This is a genomic window from Cryobacterium sp. Hz9 (assembly GCF_004402825.1).
GTDB lineage: Bacteria > Actinomycetota > Actinomycetes > Actinomycetales > Microbacteriaceae > Cryobacterium > Cryobacterium gelidum.
Genome location: NZ_SOFC01000023.1, coordinates 499376 through 516160, shown reverse-complemented (window position 1 = coordinate 516160; position 16785 = coordinate 499376). Strand labels below are relative to the sequence as shown.

The following is a 16785-nucleotide window of genomic DNA, read 5'->3' as shown; positions in this document are numbered from 1 at the left end:
GAACGCGTGGAAGGGGTGCTCTGCCGCACTTCGAATGGTGCCGCCGTCATGATCCAGGAAACCGACAATGCCGACACCGCGGCGAACACCGCGATCGGTTTCGACACCGACGGCAAGATCCTCTGCCTGTCGCAGACCAACCCGGTGGAGGACCTGCCGCGGCGCGAGCGGGACGGGTTGCAGTCCGCCAACTGCTGCCCGTCAGGGTGGCTGCCGACCCGGCGGGGCGGGTGGCGGCATCCGTCTGCGCAAATCTGAGAAACGACCTATCGTGGAGGCATGGTGAATCCCGGCGGTTGGCTTGAATGGGAGGCTGAACAGGCCCGCGACTGGATCTACCGGCCCCAGGCCGGCGACGACAAGTATTCGCGCGGCGTCCTCGGAGTGCGCACCGGTTCCAAGGACTACCCGGGGGCTGCGGTGCTCGGCGTTGACGCGGCCGTGCGCACCGGCGTCGGCATGGTGCGGTACCTCGGTCCGCGCCGCGCGGCCAACCTCGTGCTGCAGCGCCGGCCCGAAATAGTCACCGTGCCCGGCCGAGTGCAGGCCTGGCTGCTCGGCTCCGGCATCAACGCGACAACGAGAACGGATGCCGTCACCACCGCCCTGGCGGCAGCCCTCACCGATGGCCTGCCCACGGTCGTCGACGCGGGCGCCCTCGACCTGGTGTCGCGTGCGATCGGGCCGACCGTGATCACCCCGCACGCCGGCGAACTGGCCGCAATGCTCGAGGATGAGGCCGAGCCGGGCTCCGCCTCGCAGATCGCGGCCAATCCGGGCGAGTGGGCCATTCGCGCCGCCCGCCTGTTTGATGTGACGGTGCTGCTCAAGGGCGCCGTCACCCACGTGGCATCGCCGTCGGGCGCCCGACTGACCGTGTCGACCGGGCCGGCCTGGCTGGCCACCGCCGGGTCGGGCGACGTACTCGGCGGAATTCTGGGGGCGCTCCTCGCCACCCACGTCGACCAGATCGAAGCGGACGCCTCCTCCCTTGCCCCGCTCGCCGCGACCGCCGCGCTCCTGCACGCCCACGCTGCGAATCTCGCTTCCGCCGGCGGTCCGATCGCGGCCCTCGACGTGGCCGACGCCGTGCCGCAGGCCGTCGCCGCGTTGCTCGACCACGGTGTCGATGCAGGGCCTCACGTGACGCGCTAGAGCGGGATCGGACCCGGCAAGGCGGTTGGCTGTGCCAAGGTAAAGCGTGCGAATTCACGATAAGACCCGCAGTGCGCCCGGAACGCGGCTGGCGCTGCGGCATCCGCTCGCCGCACTGTGGTCGGCCTTTGTGCTCGTGCACCTGCTGCTGATCGTTTTAGCCCAGTACGGGCCGGGGTATCCGCTCGGCGACGTCGAAGTCGTGTACCGCCGCTGGGCCGAGAACGCGACGGCTGGCAGCATCGCGGGGATCACCGAGGATTTCGTGTACCCGGTGCTCGCCCTCGTGCCGATTGTCAGCGCGCTCGTCCTCGGCGGCCCGGCCTACCTCGGAACCTGGTTTGTGCTGGTGACGGGGTTGAACGCGGGGGCGTTCTTCGTGCTCCTGCGCCGGCCTTCGCAGTGGCTCGCAGCCGGGTGGTGGTTGGTCTTTCTGGCCATGCTCGGCCCGATCGCGCTCGTGCGCATCGACTCCGTGACAGTGCCGCTCTGCATTGTCGCCCTGCTCTGGCTGCGCCGGCGCCCGCTCTGGGGCACGGTGCTGCTCACGATCGCGACCTGGATCAAGATCTGGCCGGTGGCCGCGCTCGCCGCCCTGTTCGTGGCGTCGAGACTGCGCTGGCGGATGCTCGGAGTCGCTTCGGCAGTCACCGCGGCGGTCGTCGCTGCGGCCGCGATGCTCAGCCTGAGCCAAGGCAGCGGAATTCACGTGCTGAGCTTTGTGGCAGAGCAGGCCGGGCGGGGGATCCAGATCGAGTCGCCCGTCGCCGTGCCCTGGCTGTGGCAGGCCGCGCTCGGCGTGCCGGGCAGTCTCATCTATTACGATCATCAGATTCTCACGTTCCAGGTCGCCGGTGCGGGTGCCACTGCAATGAGTGCTCTGATGACGCCACTGCTCGCGCTGGCCGCCATCGCCGTATTACTGCTCGGCCTGCGAGCCCAGCGCCGGGGAGTGGGCTGGCTGGCTGTGCTGCCGCCGTTGACGCTCGCGTTGACGGTGTCCCTGATCGCGTTCAACAAGGTCGGATCGCCGCAGTTCATCAGCTGGCTGGCCGCACCGATCATTCTGGGGCTGGTCCTCAACGGCCGCGCGTGGCGTACGCCAGCACGCATCACTCTTGTGCTCGCCGTACTCACCCAGCTTGTCTACCCATACTTGTACGACTGGGTGCTCGTGGCGAACCCGCTCTTAGTCCTCGTGCTGAGCCTGCGCAACCTGCTCGAATTCGTGCTGCTCGGCTGGGCGCTCCGGGCGCTCTATCGGCCGAGTCCCGCGCAAATCCGGGCTACCTGACCACCCCACTCCAGGTGCACCCCTCGAAGCCGGAACAGGCGTCGATCAGGCGGAGAGCCTCAGGGACCTCTGACGAGACGCTCGTATACTCGGTGTTGGATTCCACGGTCGTGGTGTGGCTTGCGGGGCTGCTGATCTCAATGGCCCACCCGCGGTACTGCTATCGACCTCCACCGGTATTCAGGAGCATTCTTGTGAGTTCTCGATCCCGCCCGTCGCCGTCCGTCGGTGTCGGTGCTGAGCCCGCAGTGAAGCCCGTGGCGTGGCACACCCTCTCTGCCACGGTCGTCGCCACGATGTTGGACGTTGATCCCGGTGCCGGTCTGCACGACGGCTCGGTTGAGGCGCGACAGGGAGAGTACGGACCCAATCTCCTGGCCGAGCCCAGAAGAATACCGGCCTGGCGCAAGATCATCCGTCTGTTGGCGGAGAAAATGACGCTCGTGCTGGTGATCGCCGCGGTGGTGAGCGCCGTCGTCTCACGGGAATGGGAGACGCCCGTCGTTATCCTGGCGGTGATCATCCTGAACACGGCGTTGAATTATCTGCAGGAACGACGGGCCGAAAACAGCCTCCAGGCGTTGCGAACCATGTCTGCGGGAACGGCGGTGGTTCGCCGTAACGGCATCGAGCTGGAGGTTCCTCGGTCCGCGCTGGTGCCCGGAGATATTGTTCTGCTGGATGCCGGGGACTCCATTCCGGCCGACGGCCGCATCGTTGAAGAATCGCGGTTGCAGGTAGCCGAGGCCACACTGACCGGAGAATCCGAACCCGTCGGAAAGACGACGCATGCACTCACGGTTGCGAGCCTGCCGCCCGGCGACCGCGACAATATGGTCTTCATGAACACCGAGGTCACCCGTGGTCGGGCCACCATGATCGTCACCGCTACCGGTATGCGCACGGAGGTCGGTGCAATTGCGGCTTTGATCAGCGAGGTGAAGGGCGAAGGTACCCCCCTCCAAAAGAGGATTGACCAGTTGGCGCAGATGCTGACCCTGGTGGCCCTGCTCGTGGTGGCCGTTGTCTTCGTGCTGGGTCTCATGCGTGGGCAGTCGTGGTCCGACCTGCTGATCACCGCGGTGTCGCTGGCCGTGGCGACAATTCCAGAGGGACTCACGGCGGTCGTCGCATTCACTCTGGCGATGGGAGCCGCGCGGCTAGCGGGCCGTGGGGCCATTCTCAAGCAGCTCGCGGCGGTGGAAACCCTGGGCAGCGTCACTCATATCGCCACGGACAAGACCGGCACGCTGACCATGAACGAGATGACGGCACATCGCCTACACATTCATGGACACGATTTTCTGGTCACCGGCGAGGGCTATTCGACAAACGGGAAAATCCTGACCCCGGAGGACCTGCCGGTGCCCGACCTGACCGAGGCGTTATTGACGATGGCGCTGTGCAACGATGCCGTCATCCGTGACGGCAGGCTGGTGGGAGATCCGACGGAAGGTGCGTTGGTCGTGTTGGCCGAAAAGGGCGGTCTCGACGTTGAGGCGGCCCGGCAAGATCACCCGCGCGTGGCGGAGGTCCCGTTCGATTCTGAGTATAAATACATGGCCACCTTCCACCGTCTGGCGTCGACAACGTCCAATTCGAACCCGTCCGCGCCGCTGACCGTCGAACAGTGTCTGGCAAAGGGTGCCCCGGTCGCGCTGATGCAGCTGGCCGATTCGGTACTCACCGCGCAAGGAATCCGGCCGATCACCGAGGAACATCGCCGACGGATCCACGATGCCATCCAGAAACTAGCCGGAGAGGGCCTGCGCACACTCATGATCGCCGGGCGGCGGCTGGACACCGTTCTCCCAGATGACGAAAAATCGTTGCAGGCCATGGTCACCGCATTGACGATCTACGCAATCGTGGGAATTGTCGATCCTGCCCGTGCGGAGGCTGCCGAGGCCATCGCCGTGGCGCGGAGAGCTGGCATCCAAGTGCACATGATCACGGGCGATCACCTGATCACGGCTTCGGCCATCGCCAAGAATTTGGGTATCCCCGGCGACGCCGCGTCCGGTCTGGACCTGGACGAACTGGACGACGGCGAGCTTGGCCGACGTGCTGCCGGCTACGGCGTGTTGGCGCGGGTCACCCCGGCACACAAGATTCGAATGGTCAAGGCTCTGCAGAAGGGGGGCAATATCGTGGCGATGACCGGGGACGGTGTCAACGACGCCCCTGCCCTGAAGCAGGCCGACATCGGCATCGCAATGGGCATCACCGGGACGGATGTGTCCAAAGGCGCCGCGAATATGATCCTCACCGACGACAACTTCGCCACCATCGTGGCCGCGGTCAGAGAAGGCCGCGGCATCTATGCCAACATCCTGAAGTTCGTGAGATTCCAGCTCACCACAGCGTGGGGGTTCGTGCTCATCTTTTTGATTGCGGGCGTCACCGGGCTGGCCGGCGGTGCGCCGTTCACCGCCCTGCAGATCCTCTGGGTCAACATCATCATGGACGGCCCGCCCGCGCTCGCCCTCGGCGTGGATGCGGCGGAGCCGGGCACGATGTTGGAACAGCCTCGCCCGGCAAATGAACGGCTGCTGACCCGAGGTCGGCTCCTCCGAATCCTCGGGTTGGGGATCGTCATGGCCGCTGGCACCATCGCCGTCCTGACCCTCGCGCCGGTCGTGTTCCCGGACAGGGCCGATGATGCGGCATTCGCCAGCACCCTGGCGTTTACCACGTTCGTGTTCTACCAGGTGTTCAATCTGCTCAACGTGCGTTCGGACACGCACTCCGTATTCTCGATCCAGACCTTGACGAACCGGAGCATCTGGGGCGCCCTGGCGGCCGTGATCATCCTGCAGATCTGTGTGGTGCAGCTCCATGTTCTGCAGGGGCTCTTCGACACCACTGAACTCACTGCATCCCACTGGGGCCTGGCCGTCCTGGTGGGGTCTTCCGTGCTCTGGGTCGAGGAAATCGGTAAGTTCCTGGTGCGGTCGCGGGGCCGCCATCGGCGGGGCCAGGCCCCGAGTCGCAGTGCGCGCAATCCCAGCTCAGACCATCACATCTAAGGAGTCACAATGCTTGTAGCCTTTTCCGTTGCACCGTCCGTCGCCGCCGACTCGCAGGGGTCGGTGCACGACGCGGTCGCCGCGGCCGTGCGCATCGTGCGCGACTCCGGGCTGCCCAACCACACCGATTCCATGTTCACCACCATCGAGGGCGACTGGGACGAAGTCTTTGCCGTGATTAAGGCGGCGACCGCGGCGGTGGGAGCCTTCGGGCCGCGCGTTTCCCTCGTGCTGAAGGCCGACATCCGCCCAGGTCACTCTGAAGAGCTGATCGGCAAGCTCGAGCGCTTGGAGAAGGCACTGAAACACGGGGAATCCGACTGAGCCAAATGCCACACGGGCTGCACATCCCGACCGGCGGTTAGCTTGTCCGTTCGGAGTCGGGCGGATCCTCGGCAGACAGTGAGCCGGCGTGGGCGCGTATGGTCGGGTCCAGATGAACCTTGATCAGGCTGGCGATCGTGGTCACCGTCAAGACGACAGCGATGACGACAAGGCTCAGGTTGGTGCTGATCTCCGGCACGCGGTCGTCGATGCCGTGTCCCCAGTGCAGAACGAGTTTCACGCCGATGAAAGCGAGGATGAGCGCCAGACCGGTGGAGAGGTACACCAACCGGTCCAGGAGTCCCTTGACGAGAAAGAAAAGCGCACGCAGCCCGAGCAGGGCGAAGGCGTTGGCGGTGAAGACGATGTACGGTTCCTCGGTGATACCGAAGATCGCCGGGATCGAGTCGAGCGCGAACAAGAGATCGGTACTGCCGATTGCCAGCAGCACGATAAAAAGTGGCGTCACTGCGCGGCGGCCGGCGCTGCGGGTGAAGAGTCGACCGCCGTCATATTCCGTCGTAACGGTCAGGCCGCGACGGGCCACACGGACCAGAACGTTGTCGTGCACGTCAGGGTCGACGTTGCGGTGCCGGTAGAGCTGCACGGCCGTCACGACCAACACCAGGCCGAAGATCAGGAACATGAAAGAGAACAGCGAGAGAAGTGCTGCCCCCAGAGCGATGAAGATCGCTCGCAGGAGCAGGGCCAGTGCTATTCCGAAGATCAGAACCTTCTGCTGATACTGTGCCGGAACGGCGAAAGTTGACATGATGATCACAAAAACGAAGAGGTTGTCAATGGACAGGCTCTTCTCGACGATGTAGCCGGCGAAGTATTCCGAACCGAAGGCCCAACCCACCTGGGCGGCGAAAACCAAGCCGAAGACGATCGCCACAGCGATGTAGAGGACCGAAGAGAGTGCAGCTTCGCGGAACTTGACCACGTGCGGTCGAGCGGCGGCCAGGCCCAGGTCCAGCGCGAGCAACCCGAGAATGAGTCCGATGGTCAACGTCCAGCGGAGCGCAGTAACTTCGAGCATCGGTGACCTTCCTGTCGTCGTGAGCGAGTGCATCCGCGGTTCGTCCACTAATGATAGACGTATGAAACATAATTCAGTAATCTGAAGGCGTGCTTTTACCGATAAGGAGGACTACCCATGAGCGTTGACGGCGCGATGGACATCGTTGAATTTCTGCCCGCTGCGAGCAACAGCATCGTGGTCGGACATGATGGCTCGGACTGTGCCGATCACGCATTGGCCATGGCCCTTGAACTCGCCGACCAGTTGCACGTCCCCGTCGTTGTCGTGCGCGCGTGGTCCATTGCGACAGCTCCACGGCCATCAAGCTGGCAGTTCGGATACGTTTCTTCGTTCGATGAGTACTTCTCAGCGGTGCACGATGAACTGGTGCAGGACGCGCGGACCAGCGTCGAGAACCATCCCGCCGTCTTGGTGAGTTACCGGGCGGTTCATGCCAGCCCCGCAAAGAGCCTCATCGCCGTCTCCCGGAACGCGCGTATTCTCGTTGTTGGATCCCGCGGTCGAGGCGGCCTCGCGGGGATGCTGCTCGGTTCCGTGAGTGAGCAGTGCGTGCGGCACTCGACATCCCCCGTCCTGGTCGTGCGGCAGCGGGCGCTCAAGCTGGAACACGAATAAACCTGACCGATGCAGGAGTTTCAGTGGCCCACCCTGCATCGGTGCAGACTTACGGACGGGCACCGATGCCGCAGGCAGATCACCGGAGGACCCTGGGTGGGTCTCAGAACTTTTCAGGCCGGAGTACCTCGATATCGCTCACGAACAGGATCATGGCGTAGTCGTCGTAGTACTGCTCCTGAAAGTAGGTGGTGATATTTTCAGCCGTCGCTGTGTCGCACACCACCTCGATGCGGATGTTCCCACTCGCTTCCCAGCCGGCGTTGCGAGTACCACGGCTCCCCTTGCCACGCGCGTCGGTGATGGTGTACCCGTGGGCGTGAAGCCGATCGATATCCCGGACGAGCGTGCTCTCCAGAGCAGCTTCGGTGATGACGGTCAAGAGCTTGCGTGTATGCCGGAGCATCGGGTTCAACCTTTCGCGAACGTATGAGCCCACACTGCGAGCGCGTGGTAGAGCGGGATCCCGATCAGGACGTTGAACGGGAATGTTATCCCGAGCGCACCGGCCAGGGACAGGGTGGGGTTGGCTTCGGGTACAGAGATGCGCATGGCCGCCGGTACCGCGATGTAGGACGCACTGGCCGCCAGAGTCGCCAGGATGGTCGTTCCTCCGATGGAGAGGCCCAGAGACCACCCCAGCCACGTTCCCACCAGCGCCGAAAAAAGCGGCATTGCGATTGCAAAGACCACCAGAAATGGGCCGTGTCGGCGCAGGCTTCCCATCTGTGTCGCCATAATCAAGCCCATCTCCAGCAGAAAAAGAGCGAGAATTCCCTTGAAGAGATCCACGAACAGCGGTTCGATGGACGACAACCCGTCCGGGCCAGCTACCCAGCCGATGAGCAGTCCGCCCAGGAGCAGCACGATGCCTTTCCCCAGGAACACTTCATGGGCGATCGACTTCCACCGCGTCTCGCGCGAGATGCCTCGCGCGAGCACAATTCCTACCAGAATTGCCGGCACTTCCAGCAGCACCAGAAGCAGCGGCATGTGTTCTTCGAACGAGATCTGCTGGCTGCCGAGGTAGGCGACGGCCACGGCGTAGGTGCCCACGCTCACGGAACCGTAATGGGCGGCGATAGAGGCCGCATCCGCTCGCTTGAAGCGGCCCAGATAGCGCAGCACGGGGAACGCGAGCAGGGTGAGGCCAAAACCCATGGCCACCACGGCCAGCATCTGCGGCAACAGGTCGGCGAAGGGCTGCCTGGAGAGTTCCACGCCGCCTTTGAGGCCAATGGCCAGCAACAGCACGATACTGACGAACTCGTAAATCGCCGCCGGAAGACGCAACTCTGAACGCAGGAGGCCGGCCACTGCTCCGAGCAGGAAGAAGAGAATGATGGGATCGATCACATTGTGGCTCTCTGATTTACTCTGCTTGAAGTTCGAAGAAGCGGCGCGACTCCATGGTGACCAACCCGTCAATACGCGCTGACCAATACGTGCTAACACTAGCGTGTATTGCGGAGCGTGTGTCGTCTATGATGAGACGATGGCCGCATGGACCTTTCTCACTAATCACGCACACGTTCTGCTCTGCGTTTCTCAAGACCCCGGGATGCGATTGCGCGATATCGCTGTCGAGGTGGGGATCACCGAACGCGCCGCCCAGCGCATCATCGCCGAACTCGTCGCAGATGGCTATCTCACGCGTCAACGCGACGGACGGCGCAACAGCTATCAGCTCTACCCCGAGCTTCCTCTCCGGCATCCCCTGGAACGACACCACAAAATTGGTGAGCTTCTCGGAGCGCTTGGATCCATAGACCGTGAGTAGCCACCGCGGTCGAAGCTGCCATCCGCCGCTGCCCGCATTGCTGCCCGTATCGCTGCCCGTATCGCTGCACTGGCGAATTCACCGACCGAAGCCACGCTGACCCACAATTTTGTGACAACTCGACCAGTGACGCTGCCCTACCCGCGACACGCTGGTCGCGCAGAGGATGGGCGGTGTGCAAGCAGGTCACGAGAGCGCCATGGGGATTAGGCTTTACGCATGCCCCTCACAGCTGACGGGTCGACGCAGCTGTCGTCGACCCGAATTCGTCTTGCCCTCCTTGCCCTCGCCCTGGGCGGGTTCGGCATCGGTGCGACCGAATTCGTCGCCATGGGCTTGCTGCCCAACCTCGCCGCCGACCTGCTGCCGGGCCTCTACGCCAGCGCACCGGATGTCGCCAACGCGCAGGCCGGCTGGCTCATCTCGGCCTACGCCCTCGGCGTGGTCGTCGGCGCGCCGACCATCGCCGCAGCCGCCGCCCGCTGGCCGCGCAAACAGTTGCTGCTCGGGTTGCTGACCGCGTTCACCCTCGGCACGATCGCGTCGGCCTTGCTGCCCACCTTCGAGACCGTGCTCGCCGCCCGGTTCGTCGCCGGGCTGCCGCACGGCGCCTATTTCGGCATCGCCTCGCTCGTCGCCGCACACCTGATGGGCCCGGGTAAGCGGGCTCGTGGCATCGCGATCGTGTTGAGCGGCCTGACCATCTCCAACGTGATCGGAGTGCCGACGATCACGTGGATCGGCCAGATGAGCGGATGGCGCGTGGCCTACCTCGTCGTCGCCGCCATTTTCGCGTTCACCTTCGTGGCCGTGGCCGTGTTCGTGCCCTTCCAGACCGGCAACCCCAAAGCCACCATGCGCGCTGAGTTGCGAGCGTTCCGCCAGCTGCAGGTCTGGATCACCCTCTCGATCGGGGCGATCGGCTTCGGTGGGCTCTTTGCCGTTTACACCTATGTTGCCCCGCTGGTGATCGAGATCACCGGGCTGGCCGCCGCCGCCGTACCGCTCATCCTGGTGGTCGTCGGCCTCGGCATGACGGCCGGGAACTTTGCCGGGGGAGCATTGGCCGACTGGAGCGTTCGCCGCACGATGTACATCGCCTTCGCGGTGCTCATCATCGCCCTGGTCACTCTCAGCCTGTCGGCGCAGTACCTGGCCGGGCTGCTGGTCGGCGTGTTCCTGATCGGCGCGGCGGCATCCGCTCTGTCACCGACCATTCAAGCCCGGCTGATGGACGTCGCCCACGAAAGCCAGTCGCTGGCCGCGGCGCTGAACCATTCCGCGCTCAACGTCGGAAACGCCCTGGGCGCGGCCCTCGGTGGGGTCGCCATCGCGGCGGGGCTCGGCTATCTCGCCCCGGTCTGGATCGGTGTCGGCCTGAGCGCGCTCGGTGTGCTGCTGACCCTGCTCACCTTCAGTATCGACCGTCGACGCCGCCAGCACGGCCAGCACGTGCCCTACGGGACCCAGCTCATCCCGGTCGTCCGCCCGCGTTAACGCAGCTGGCCGGCCAGCATGGGAAAATGCTGGCCGGCCAGGTGCGCGAATGCTTTGTCCTAGTCTGTCTGGAGCAGGATGCCGTCGCGGATGGCGCGCTTGCGCAGCGCGACCTTGGTTCCCACGTCGTACCCGGCGAGACGGTACTTCTCGCGAATGCGCTTGAGGTAACTCTTGGCGGTCTCCTCGGAAATGCCGAGCTGATAGGCGACGGCCTTCACCGGCTCGCCGGCACCGTACAGCGCCATGACCCGGCGTTCCTGGGCGCTGAGGCGCGGGCCTTCAGCGTTCTCGGTCGAGTTGAGCGCGTAGTCCAGTTCAGCGGAAATGTACGACTGGCCGTTGTAGGCAGCGCGAATGGCGTCGACGATCATGTTCGCCTCTTCGCTCTTCACGAGGTAACCGAGCGCGCCCGCCGCGAGTGCTTCGCGCACGAGGGCCGGCTCGGAATAGGTGCTCATGAGCACGGTCTTCACGCCGGTCGTTTTGAGCGTCGAAATCTTCAGGGACACGGGAATGTTGTCCTTGAGATCGAGGTCGAGCAGCACGACGTCGACCGGAAATTCGGGATGGGTCAGGAGTTCGGGCCACGTGGTCACGGCCGCCACCATCTCGATGTCGTCGGCAGCGCTTCGGATCCACTCGGTGAGTGCCCCCAGGAGCATCCTGTGGTCGTCAACAAGGGCCAAGCGGATGGGGCGGTCTGACGTCGTCATATTATGTCTCCTACTGTGTGCACCATATCGTCAAACTACTCCATATTAGGCATCCGCAGGATTGTCGACGCTGCACTCGATGTCTACCCTGAGACTACCGGTGGGATTTGAATCCACATGGGGTCCAATGGCCCTGATTGCCTGCCAGGTTTCCGGATCGACACGCCGCCTGGATACCCCAGTAGTGGTCAGTTCGATGGGAAAAAGCACCTTCCGCTGCACACCCACCCCGTGTGGGGGGGAAATTGGGCCCAGGCGCAAACACACGGATGCCCCTGACCGTGCGGTATCCCCGATCAGAAGCCAAATCGTCAGCAGCAAGCCATCGCGCTGCGGCGGCGACAGTAGACCGGCCAGACCGGCTGGATCGTTGAGGGTGACGACGGGACCGAGAAATTCGCTCTCGGTGATGGCATGGTGCAGCCAGGTTTCGGTGCGGCCCTTGATCAGATGCAGTCGCAGTTGGGTGGCCAGGGAGGCGGCCGTCGTCGCTGTCGAAGGCACCAGCGGCAGTGCGGTGCGGCCCTGGGCGACATCGTCGAGCAGAGTTTCCGCATCGAAATCGAGCCGAGCCAACTGTTCGGAGGCGAGCATGCCGACCGCGAACCGCGGCTGCGACACGGTGCTCTGCACCAGCACCAGGTCGAGTTCTCGCTGCACCATTCGCCGAAACGCCTGCACGACACTCGCGCCGACCAGGGGCGGCGCCACCGCCAGGGCGGTGGAGAGAATGTCCGGGCCGAGGGTGAGTAGGTCCTCGCGTGCTTCGAACAGGGTCACTGCGCTCATCGTCAGACCGAGAGCGACGGTAGCCAGGGTGATTTCGCCGGTCTCCCGCAACGTCACGATCGACAGCAGAAAAGCGCCGACGGCCGGGGCTGCGGTGGGAAAGGCCGCCGCGCCCGCCACTCCCCAGGAGCCGGGCAGATCCAGCGCCACCACGACCGCGCACGCACCGAGGGCTGCCAAAAACAGCCAGAGCGGCAGGCGGGAAACCAATTTACGCACCGCGCAGTGCACGGTTACCGCGGTCGCGAGCAGAATCACCCAGGCCAGAACGCTCAGCACCGGAATGCGCGTCGGGTCGCACTGAATGATCAGCCGCGCGAGCAGAAACAGCGCGATGAACGCCCCGCTGATGCTCATGCCGATACCCAGATGACGCGCACCCAAACCGTTCTGGTCTGACCGGAACACGGCGACGCGGCCGTGACCACGCAGAATCGTGCGCGGAAACCGTAACGGCAGAAGGTCGGCTCGTGTTCTCCGGTCAGCGGCTGCCGGCGGCCAGCTGCGTTCCGCGGAACCGCCGAGCAGGCGCGAACCGACACCGCGCGCCCGCGGGTGGGTGGCAATGGGCGCGGTATCGCTGAATGGGGTCATTTGGGAACCTCCAGGACGACCGTCGTTCCGGCACCGATCGAGGAGAACAGGCGTGCGTTGCCACCGACGTCCCGCAACCGGGCGATGACCGATTCGGCGACGCCGAGCCGTTCAGACCCCACCTGGCCGAGATCGAAGCCGACCCCGGTATCGGTGACCATCGCGCGAACGGTCGTGTCGTCATCCGTGATGGTCACGTCGGCGTGATCGACTCCGGAGTGACGGCGCACGTTTTCGAGGCATTCTGACAGGGCCAATAGGAAGGAATCCAGCACGTTGCTGTGCAGCTGCACCTGGCCGCTGCCGTGCCAGTTGACCGTCAGGCCCAGGCGTTCAAACCGCTGGCGAACAGCGTCGAGGGTGTCGCCGAGGGTGAGCACGGTCGCCGATTCCAAACTGTAGACCCCGGAACTCCGCGGGGTCGGCAGGCCGCCGAGGCGTAATTGGCGCAGTAGTCGGGCATCGTCGCCCGCCTGTTTTTGCAGGGCGATCGGGCTGACCCCGACGCCGGAGTGGGCGAGTAGGGTCAGGGTGGCCAGCACCGTATCGTGCAGCAATCGGGCGTCCTGGCGGCGCCGCGCTTCCAGCTCGCTCGCGTGCCGCTCGGCACGGTGCGCCCGCCCGATGGCGGCGATGCGGTGCATCACCCGGGGCACGCTCTGCGCGATCCACCAGGAAGCGAGGGTGAATGACAGCCACATGGCCGCGGTCAGGGCCAGCAACACCGTTCGGTCGGGCGCGCCAACCGTCGCCACGGCCACGCTCGTGACGGTGAGCGCGAAGAACGACAGCAGCAGCAGCAGCCGGCGCACACTGGTGAGCAGCATGGCCGCGACGACGCACACCGGCGCGCTGGAGACCATGCCAATCACGCTCTCCTCGATCAGGTTCAAGGGTCGGCCGGGGTGGCTGGTGAAGCCGACGAGCAGGATGATGGAGATGCCGCTGAGAACGGTCACGAAGGCCCAGCGCAGGGCCCCGGTATTGCCGAGCAGGAATTGACCGGCGGCCAGAATGAGCAGGAGCAGGCCGGCACCGATGCGGGTTTCGATGTTGATTCCGGCGGGTACCAGCAGGCAGGCCAGTGTCGTAGCCGTACCGCTCAGCCCGGCCGCCTGCACCGCTCTTCGCAGGAGACGGTCGCGCTCCTTGAGAATGCGTTGCATGGATGCCTGTCCGGTTGGTGATAAACGTGTTCTATCAGCACCATACCGGGCGGGACACATGCGGGTACGCTTTAGTGCAACACCCGCCGGATCTGGGCGCCGATTGCTTCGTTCTCAATGAGGAAGCCATCGTGACCATACCCGGATTCCAGTACCACCGCGGTGGAGCCATCGACATTGTTCGGTAGGTGCGCAGCGATGGTGCGCTGGCCATCGACCGGAAACAATCGATCACTGTCGATTCCTACGACGATCGAGCGGGCCGTGACCCGGCCGAGGGCGGCCGCGATGCCGCCGCGACCGCGACCGACATCGTGGGAGTTCATGGCTTCGACCAGCACGATGTAGCTGTTGGCATCGAAGCGGCGGGTGAATTTGTTGCCATGAAAGTCGAGGTACGATTCCACGGCGAAGCGGCCGTTGGCGCCGAGCGGGCTGATGCCGCTTTGCCAGCCACGGTCGAAGCGGGCGTTGAGCTCGGCCGGGCTTCGGTAGTTCAACAGGGCCATGCGACGGGCCAGGGCAAGCCCGCGCGTGGGGCCGTCGCCATCCGCTTCGTCGTAGTAGTCGCCGGCTCGATAAGCCGGGTCGGTGCGAATGGCCGCGATCTGCACCGAGTTGAGGGCGATCTGGTCGGCGGTGGTGCGGGGCGGTGCAGCCAGGATGATCAGGCGTTCTACCCGGTCGGGGTCGTCGATAGCCCATTCGAGAGCGTGCATGCCGCCCATGGAACCGCCGATGACGGCTGCCCAGCGGTCAATGCCGAGTTGGTCGGTGAACACCCGCTGGGCGCCCACCTGGTCGCGAATGGTCAGATAGGGAAAGCGGATGCCCCACTCCAGCCCGTCGGGCGCCAGCGAGGCCGGTCCGGTGCTGCCCTGACAACCGCCGAGCATGTTCGGCGCCACCACGAACCACCGCTCGGTGTCGATGGCAAGGCCGGGACCGACGATGCCGTCCCACCATCCTCCGGTCTCCTGCCCGGGACCGGGCGTTCCGGCCACGTGGCTATCACCGGTGAGGGCATGCAGCACGAGCACGGCGTTGTCGCCGGCCGGGCTGAGGGTGCCCCAGGTCTCGTAGGCGAGGCGGGCCATCGGCAAGCTGCCCCCGGCCTCGAAGGTGATCGGGCCCAGGTTGGCGAACTGTCGGTGGCCAACCGGGTCACCGTCGCGCCAGGCACCGGTCGCCGGAGGCTTGCCGAGTACCGAGCGCGCCTGGGCTTCGGTGATGAAGCTCGACGGGACCGTGTCTGCTGAAGATTGCCATTCCATACACGTCTATTCTGGTCGCCGAAGGACCTGCCCGGGCGTATGTTACGTTGTGCGCCCGGGCAGGCCCGTTCCGGTGCTGCCTGACGGGTGGGCGTGGTTGTCTCCGGCGTGTCAGGCGTCAGCGCGGTCGCGCTCGACGACGGCGCGCGCGGCAGCCAGGCCGGCTGCAAGGTCGGCCTTCAAATCCGCGACGTTCTCGATGCCCACGGAGAGCCGCACCAGGCCGGGAGTGACGCCGGCCGTGAGCTGCTCCTCCGGGGTGAGCTGGGCGTGCGTGGTCGAGGCGGGATGAATGACCAGGGAGCGCACATCACCGATGTTGGCGAGGTGGCTGAACAGGCTCAGGTTGTCGACGAGGGCGCGGCCGGCCGCGACACCGCCCTTGAGCTCGAATGAGAGTACCGCTCCGACGCCGAGCGGAGCGTACTTGTTGGCGGCGGCATACCAGGGGCTCGACGGCAGCCCGGCGTAGTTCACCGAGGCGATGTCTTCGTGGTCGTCGAGCCACTCGGCGATGCTCTGAGCGTTCTGCACGTGGCGCTCGATGCGCAGACTGAGCGTCTCGATGCCCTGGATGAGCTGCCAGGCGCTCGCCGGGGCGATGGCGCTTCCGAGGTCGCGCAGCAGCTGCACACGGGCCTTGATGACGTAGGCGATTCCGTCACCGACCGCGGTGGTGTAGCTGGCCCCGTGGTAGGACGGGTCGGGTTCGGTCAGGCCGGGGAATTTCTCGACATTCTTCGACCATTCGAACGTGCCGCCGTCCACGAGCACCCCACCGATGATGGTGCCGTGACCGCCGAGAAATTTGGTGGCGGAGTGCACGATGATGTCGGCACCGTGCTCGAACGGGCGAATGAGGTAGGGGGTGGCGATCGTGTTGTCGACGATCAGCGGGATGCCGGCCGCGTGGGCGACATCCGCTACCAAACTGATGTCGAGCACGTTGATGCGCGGGTTGCCGATGGTCTCCGCGAAGAAGAGCTTGGTGTTCGGGCGCACCGCGCGCTGCCACTCGGCCGCGTCATCCTGGTCTGCGACGAAGGTGACCTCGATGCCGAGCTTGGCCAGGGTGTACTTGAACAGGTTGTAGGTGCCGCCGTAGATCGAACTCGACGACACGATGTGGTCGCCGGCCTGGGCAATGTTCAGCACCGCGAATGTGGATGCCGACTGGCCACTGGACAGCAGCAGCGCGGCGGTGCCGCCCTCGAGCGCGGCAACGCGCTCTTCGACGACGGCCTGGGTGGGGTTCTGGATGCGGGTGTAAATGTTGCCAAACTCGGCCAGCGCGAACAGGTTCTGCGCGTGCTCGGCACTGTTGAAGACATACGAGGTGGTCTGGTAGATCGGGGTGGCGCGCGCGTTCGTGACCGGGTCGGGCCGGGCGCCGGAGTGAACCTGCTTGGTCTCAAACTTCCACGATGAAGAATTGTCGGTCACAGTAGCCTCCGGATCACTCAGCGCGGACTGTCCGGCTTCGCCCCGAGCATATGAAACGGCGCAT

The 16785-nt window shown here is 64.9% G+C and carries 16 protein-coding genes; 8 read left to right on the top strand and 8 right to left on the bottom strand.

The window, feature by feature from the left end; all coding sequences use genetic code 11:
* The first annotated feature begins 48 nt into the window (after positions 1-48).
* The 5 genes from E3N85_RS14855 (at position 49) to E3N85_RS14835 (ending at position 5802) form a co-directional block, all read left to right on the top strand.
* Positions 49-258, top strand: coding sequence for a hypothetical protein (locus tag E3N85_RS14855; RefSeq protein ID WP_134464434.1), 210 nt, complete (start codon positions 49-51; stop codon positions 256-258).
* A gap of 21 nt (positions 259-279) precedes the next feature.
* Complete coding sequence (locus tag E3N85_RS14850) at positions 280-1155, top strand: ADP/ATP-dependent (S)-NAD(P)H-hydrate dehydratase (RefSeq protein ID WP_134464432.1); 876 nt, start codon at positions 280-282, stop codon at positions 1153-1155.
* A gap of 46 nt (positions 1156-1201) precedes the next feature.
* A complete protein-coding gene (locus E3N85_RS14845; RefSeq protein ID WP_134464430.1) occupies positions 1202-2449 on the top strand; it encodes a glycosyltransferase 87 family protein in 1248 nt (415 codons plus the stop codon).
* Between the two features lie 194 nt (positions 2450-2643).
* Entirely contained in the window at positions 2644-5478 is a 2835-nt protein-coding gene (locus E3N85_RS14840) for a cation-transporting P-type ATPase (RefSeq protein WP_241978532.1), read from the top strand.
* A 9-nt stretch (positions 5479-5487) separates the two neighbouring features.
* The gene (locus E3N85_RS14835; RefSeq protein ID WP_134464428.1) at positions 5488-5802 is read left to right on the top strand and encodes a thiamine-binding protein; all 315 of its coding nucleotides are present in this window, start codon (positions 5488-5490) and stop codon (positions 5800-5802) included.
* 37 nt (positions 5803-5839) lie between these two features.
* Here the strand turns inward: E3N85_RS14835 and E3N85_RS14830 are convergent, their stop codons facing one another.
* Positions 5840-6844 (bottom strand): TerC/Alx family metal homeostasis membrane protein, encoded by a 1005-nt coding sequence (locus tag E3N85_RS14830; protein ID WP_134464426.1) that lies wholly within the window; start codon positions 6842-6844, stop codon positions 5840-5842.
* Positions 6845-6961: 117 nt separating this feature from the next.
* Here E3N85_RS14830 and E3N85_RS14825 point away from each other — a divergent pair, with 117 nt between their 5' ends.
* Positions 6962-7462 carry a universal stress protein gene (locus E3N85_RS14825; protein WP_241978531.1) on the top strand — a complete coding sequence of 167 codons (501 nt, stop codon included), beginning with the start codon at positions 6962-6964 and terminating at the stop codon, positions 7460-7462.
* A 103-nt stretch (positions 7463-7565) separates the two neighbouring features.
* Here E3N85_RS14825 and E3N85_RS14820 read toward each other — a convergent pair whose 3' ends face one another.
* Together E3N85_RS14820 and E3N85_RS14815 are read right to left on the bottom strand one after the other, a co-directional pair.
* Positions 7566-7844 carry a transcriptional regulator gene (locus E3N85_RS14820; RefSeq protein WP_241978530.1) on the bottom strand — a complete coding sequence of 93 codons (279 nt, stop codon included), beginning with the start codon at positions 7842-7844 and terminating at the stop codon, positions 7566-7568.
* Positions 7845-7873: 29 nt separating this feature from the next.
* Positions 7874-8818: a sodium-dependent bicarbonate transport family permease gene (locus E3N85_RS14815; protein ID WP_134464422.1), complete on the bottom strand. Its 945-nt coding sequence runs from the start codon at positions 8816-8818 to the stop codon at positions 7874-7876.
* 139 nt (positions 8819-8957) lie between these two features.
* Between E3N85_RS14815 and E3N85_RS14810 the strand changes: the two genes are divergently transcribed.
* Together E3N85_RS14810 and E3N85_RS14805 are read left to right on the top strand one after the other, a co-directional pair.
* Positions 8958-9242 carry a helix-turn-helix domain-containing protein gene (locus tag E3N85_RS14810; RefSeq protein ID WP_134464420.1) on the top strand — a complete coding sequence of 95 codons (285 nt, stop codon included), beginning with the start codon at positions 8958-8960 and terminating at the stop codon, positions 9240-9242.
* Positions 9243-9461: 219 nt separating this feature from the next.
* On the top strand, positions 9462-10739 hold the full coding sequence (locus tag E3N85_RS14805; protein ID WP_134464418.1) for an MFS transporter: 1278 nt from the start codon (positions 9462-9464) through the stop codon (positions 10737-10739).
* 59 nt (positions 10740-10798) lie between these two features.
* On the opposite strand, the gene E3N85_RS14800 is transcribed toward E3N85_RS14805, so the two are convergent.
* The 5 genes from E3N85_RS14800 to E3N85_RS14780 form a co-directional block, all read right to left on the bottom strand.
* Complete coding sequence (locus E3N85_RS14800) at positions 10799-11455, bottom strand: response regulator transcription factor (protein ID WP_134464416.1); 657 nt, start codon at positions 11453-11455, stop codon at positions 10799-10801.
* A 45-nt stretch (positions 11456-11500) separates the two neighbouring features.
* Positions 11501-12838, bottom strand: coding sequence for a hypothetical protein (locus tag E3N85_RS14795; protein ID WP_134464414.1), 1338 nt, complete (start codon positions 12836-12838; stop codon positions 11501-11503).
* Positions 12835-14004 carry a sensor histidine kinase gene (locus E3N85_RS14790; RefSeq protein ID WP_134464412.1) on the bottom strand — a complete coding sequence of 390 codons (1170 nt, stop codon included), beginning with the start codon at positions 14002-14004 and terminating at the stop codon, positions 12835-12837. The genes E3N85_RS14795 and E3N85_RS14790 overlap by 4 nt, the downstream gene beginning before the upstream one ends.
* A 71-nt stretch (positions 14005-14075) precedes the next feature.
* Positions 14076-15278 (bottom strand): homoserine O-acetyltransferase, encoded by a 1203-nt coding sequence (locus E3N85_RS14785; protein ID WP_134464410.1) that lies wholly within the window; start codon positions 15276-15278, stop codon positions 14076-14078.
* Between the two features lie 111 nt (positions 15279-15389).
* Complete coding sequence (locus tag E3N85_RS14780) at positions 15390-16721, bottom strand: bifunctional o-acetylhomoserine/o-acetylserine sulfhydrylase (protein ID WP_134464408.1); 1332 nt, start codon at positions 16719-16721, stop codon at positions 15390-15392.
* Positions 16722-16785: the final 64 nt, after the last annotated feature.

Bases quoted from the DNA above. Each gene is read 5' to 3' on its own strand.
- E3N85_RS14855 (WP_134464434.1), top strand. From the start codon at position 49: ATGATCCAGGAAACCGACAATGCCGACACCGCGGCGAACACCGCGATC.
- E3N85_RS14850 (WP_134464432.1), top strand. From the start codon at position 280: ATGGTGAATCCCGGCGGTTGGCTTGAATGGGAGGCTGAACAGGCCCGC.
- E3N85_RS14835 (WP_134464428.1), top strand. From the start codon at position 5,488: ATGCTTGTAGCCTTTTCCGTTGCACCGTCCGTCGCCGCCGACTCGCAG.
- E3N85_RS14830 (WP_134464426.1), bottom strand. From the start codon at position 6,844: ATGCTCGAAGTTACTGCGCTCCGCTGGACGTTGACCATCGGACTCATT.
- E3N85_RS14825 (WP_241978531.1), top strand. From the start codon at position 6,962: ATGAGCGTTGACGGCGCGATGGACATCGTTGAATTTCTGCCCGCTGCG.
- E3N85_RS14810 (WP_134464420.1), top strand. From the start codon at position 8,958: ATGGCCGCATGGACCTTTCTCACTAATCACGCACACGTTCTGCTCTGC.
- E3N85_RS14805 (WP_134464418.1), top strand. From the start codon at position 9,462: ATGCCCCTCACAGCTGACGGGTCGACGCAGCTGTCGTCGACCCGAATT.
- E3N85_RS14800 (WP_134464416.1), bottom strand. From the start codon at position 11,455: ATGACGACGTCAGACCGCCCCATCCGCTTGGCCCTTGTTGACGACCAC.
- E3N85_RS14795 (WP_134464414.1), bottom strand. From the start codon at position 12,838: ATGACCCCATTCAGCGATACCGCGCCCATTGCCACCCACCCGCGGGCG.
- E3N85_RS14790 (WP_134464412.1), bottom strand. From the start codon at position 14,004: ATGCAACGCATTCTCAAGGAGCGCGACCGTCTCCTGCGAAGAGCGGTG.
- E3N85_RS14785 (WP_134464410.1), bottom strand. From the start codon at position 15,278: ATGGAATGGCAATCTTCAGCAGACACGGTCCCGTCGAGCTTCATCACC.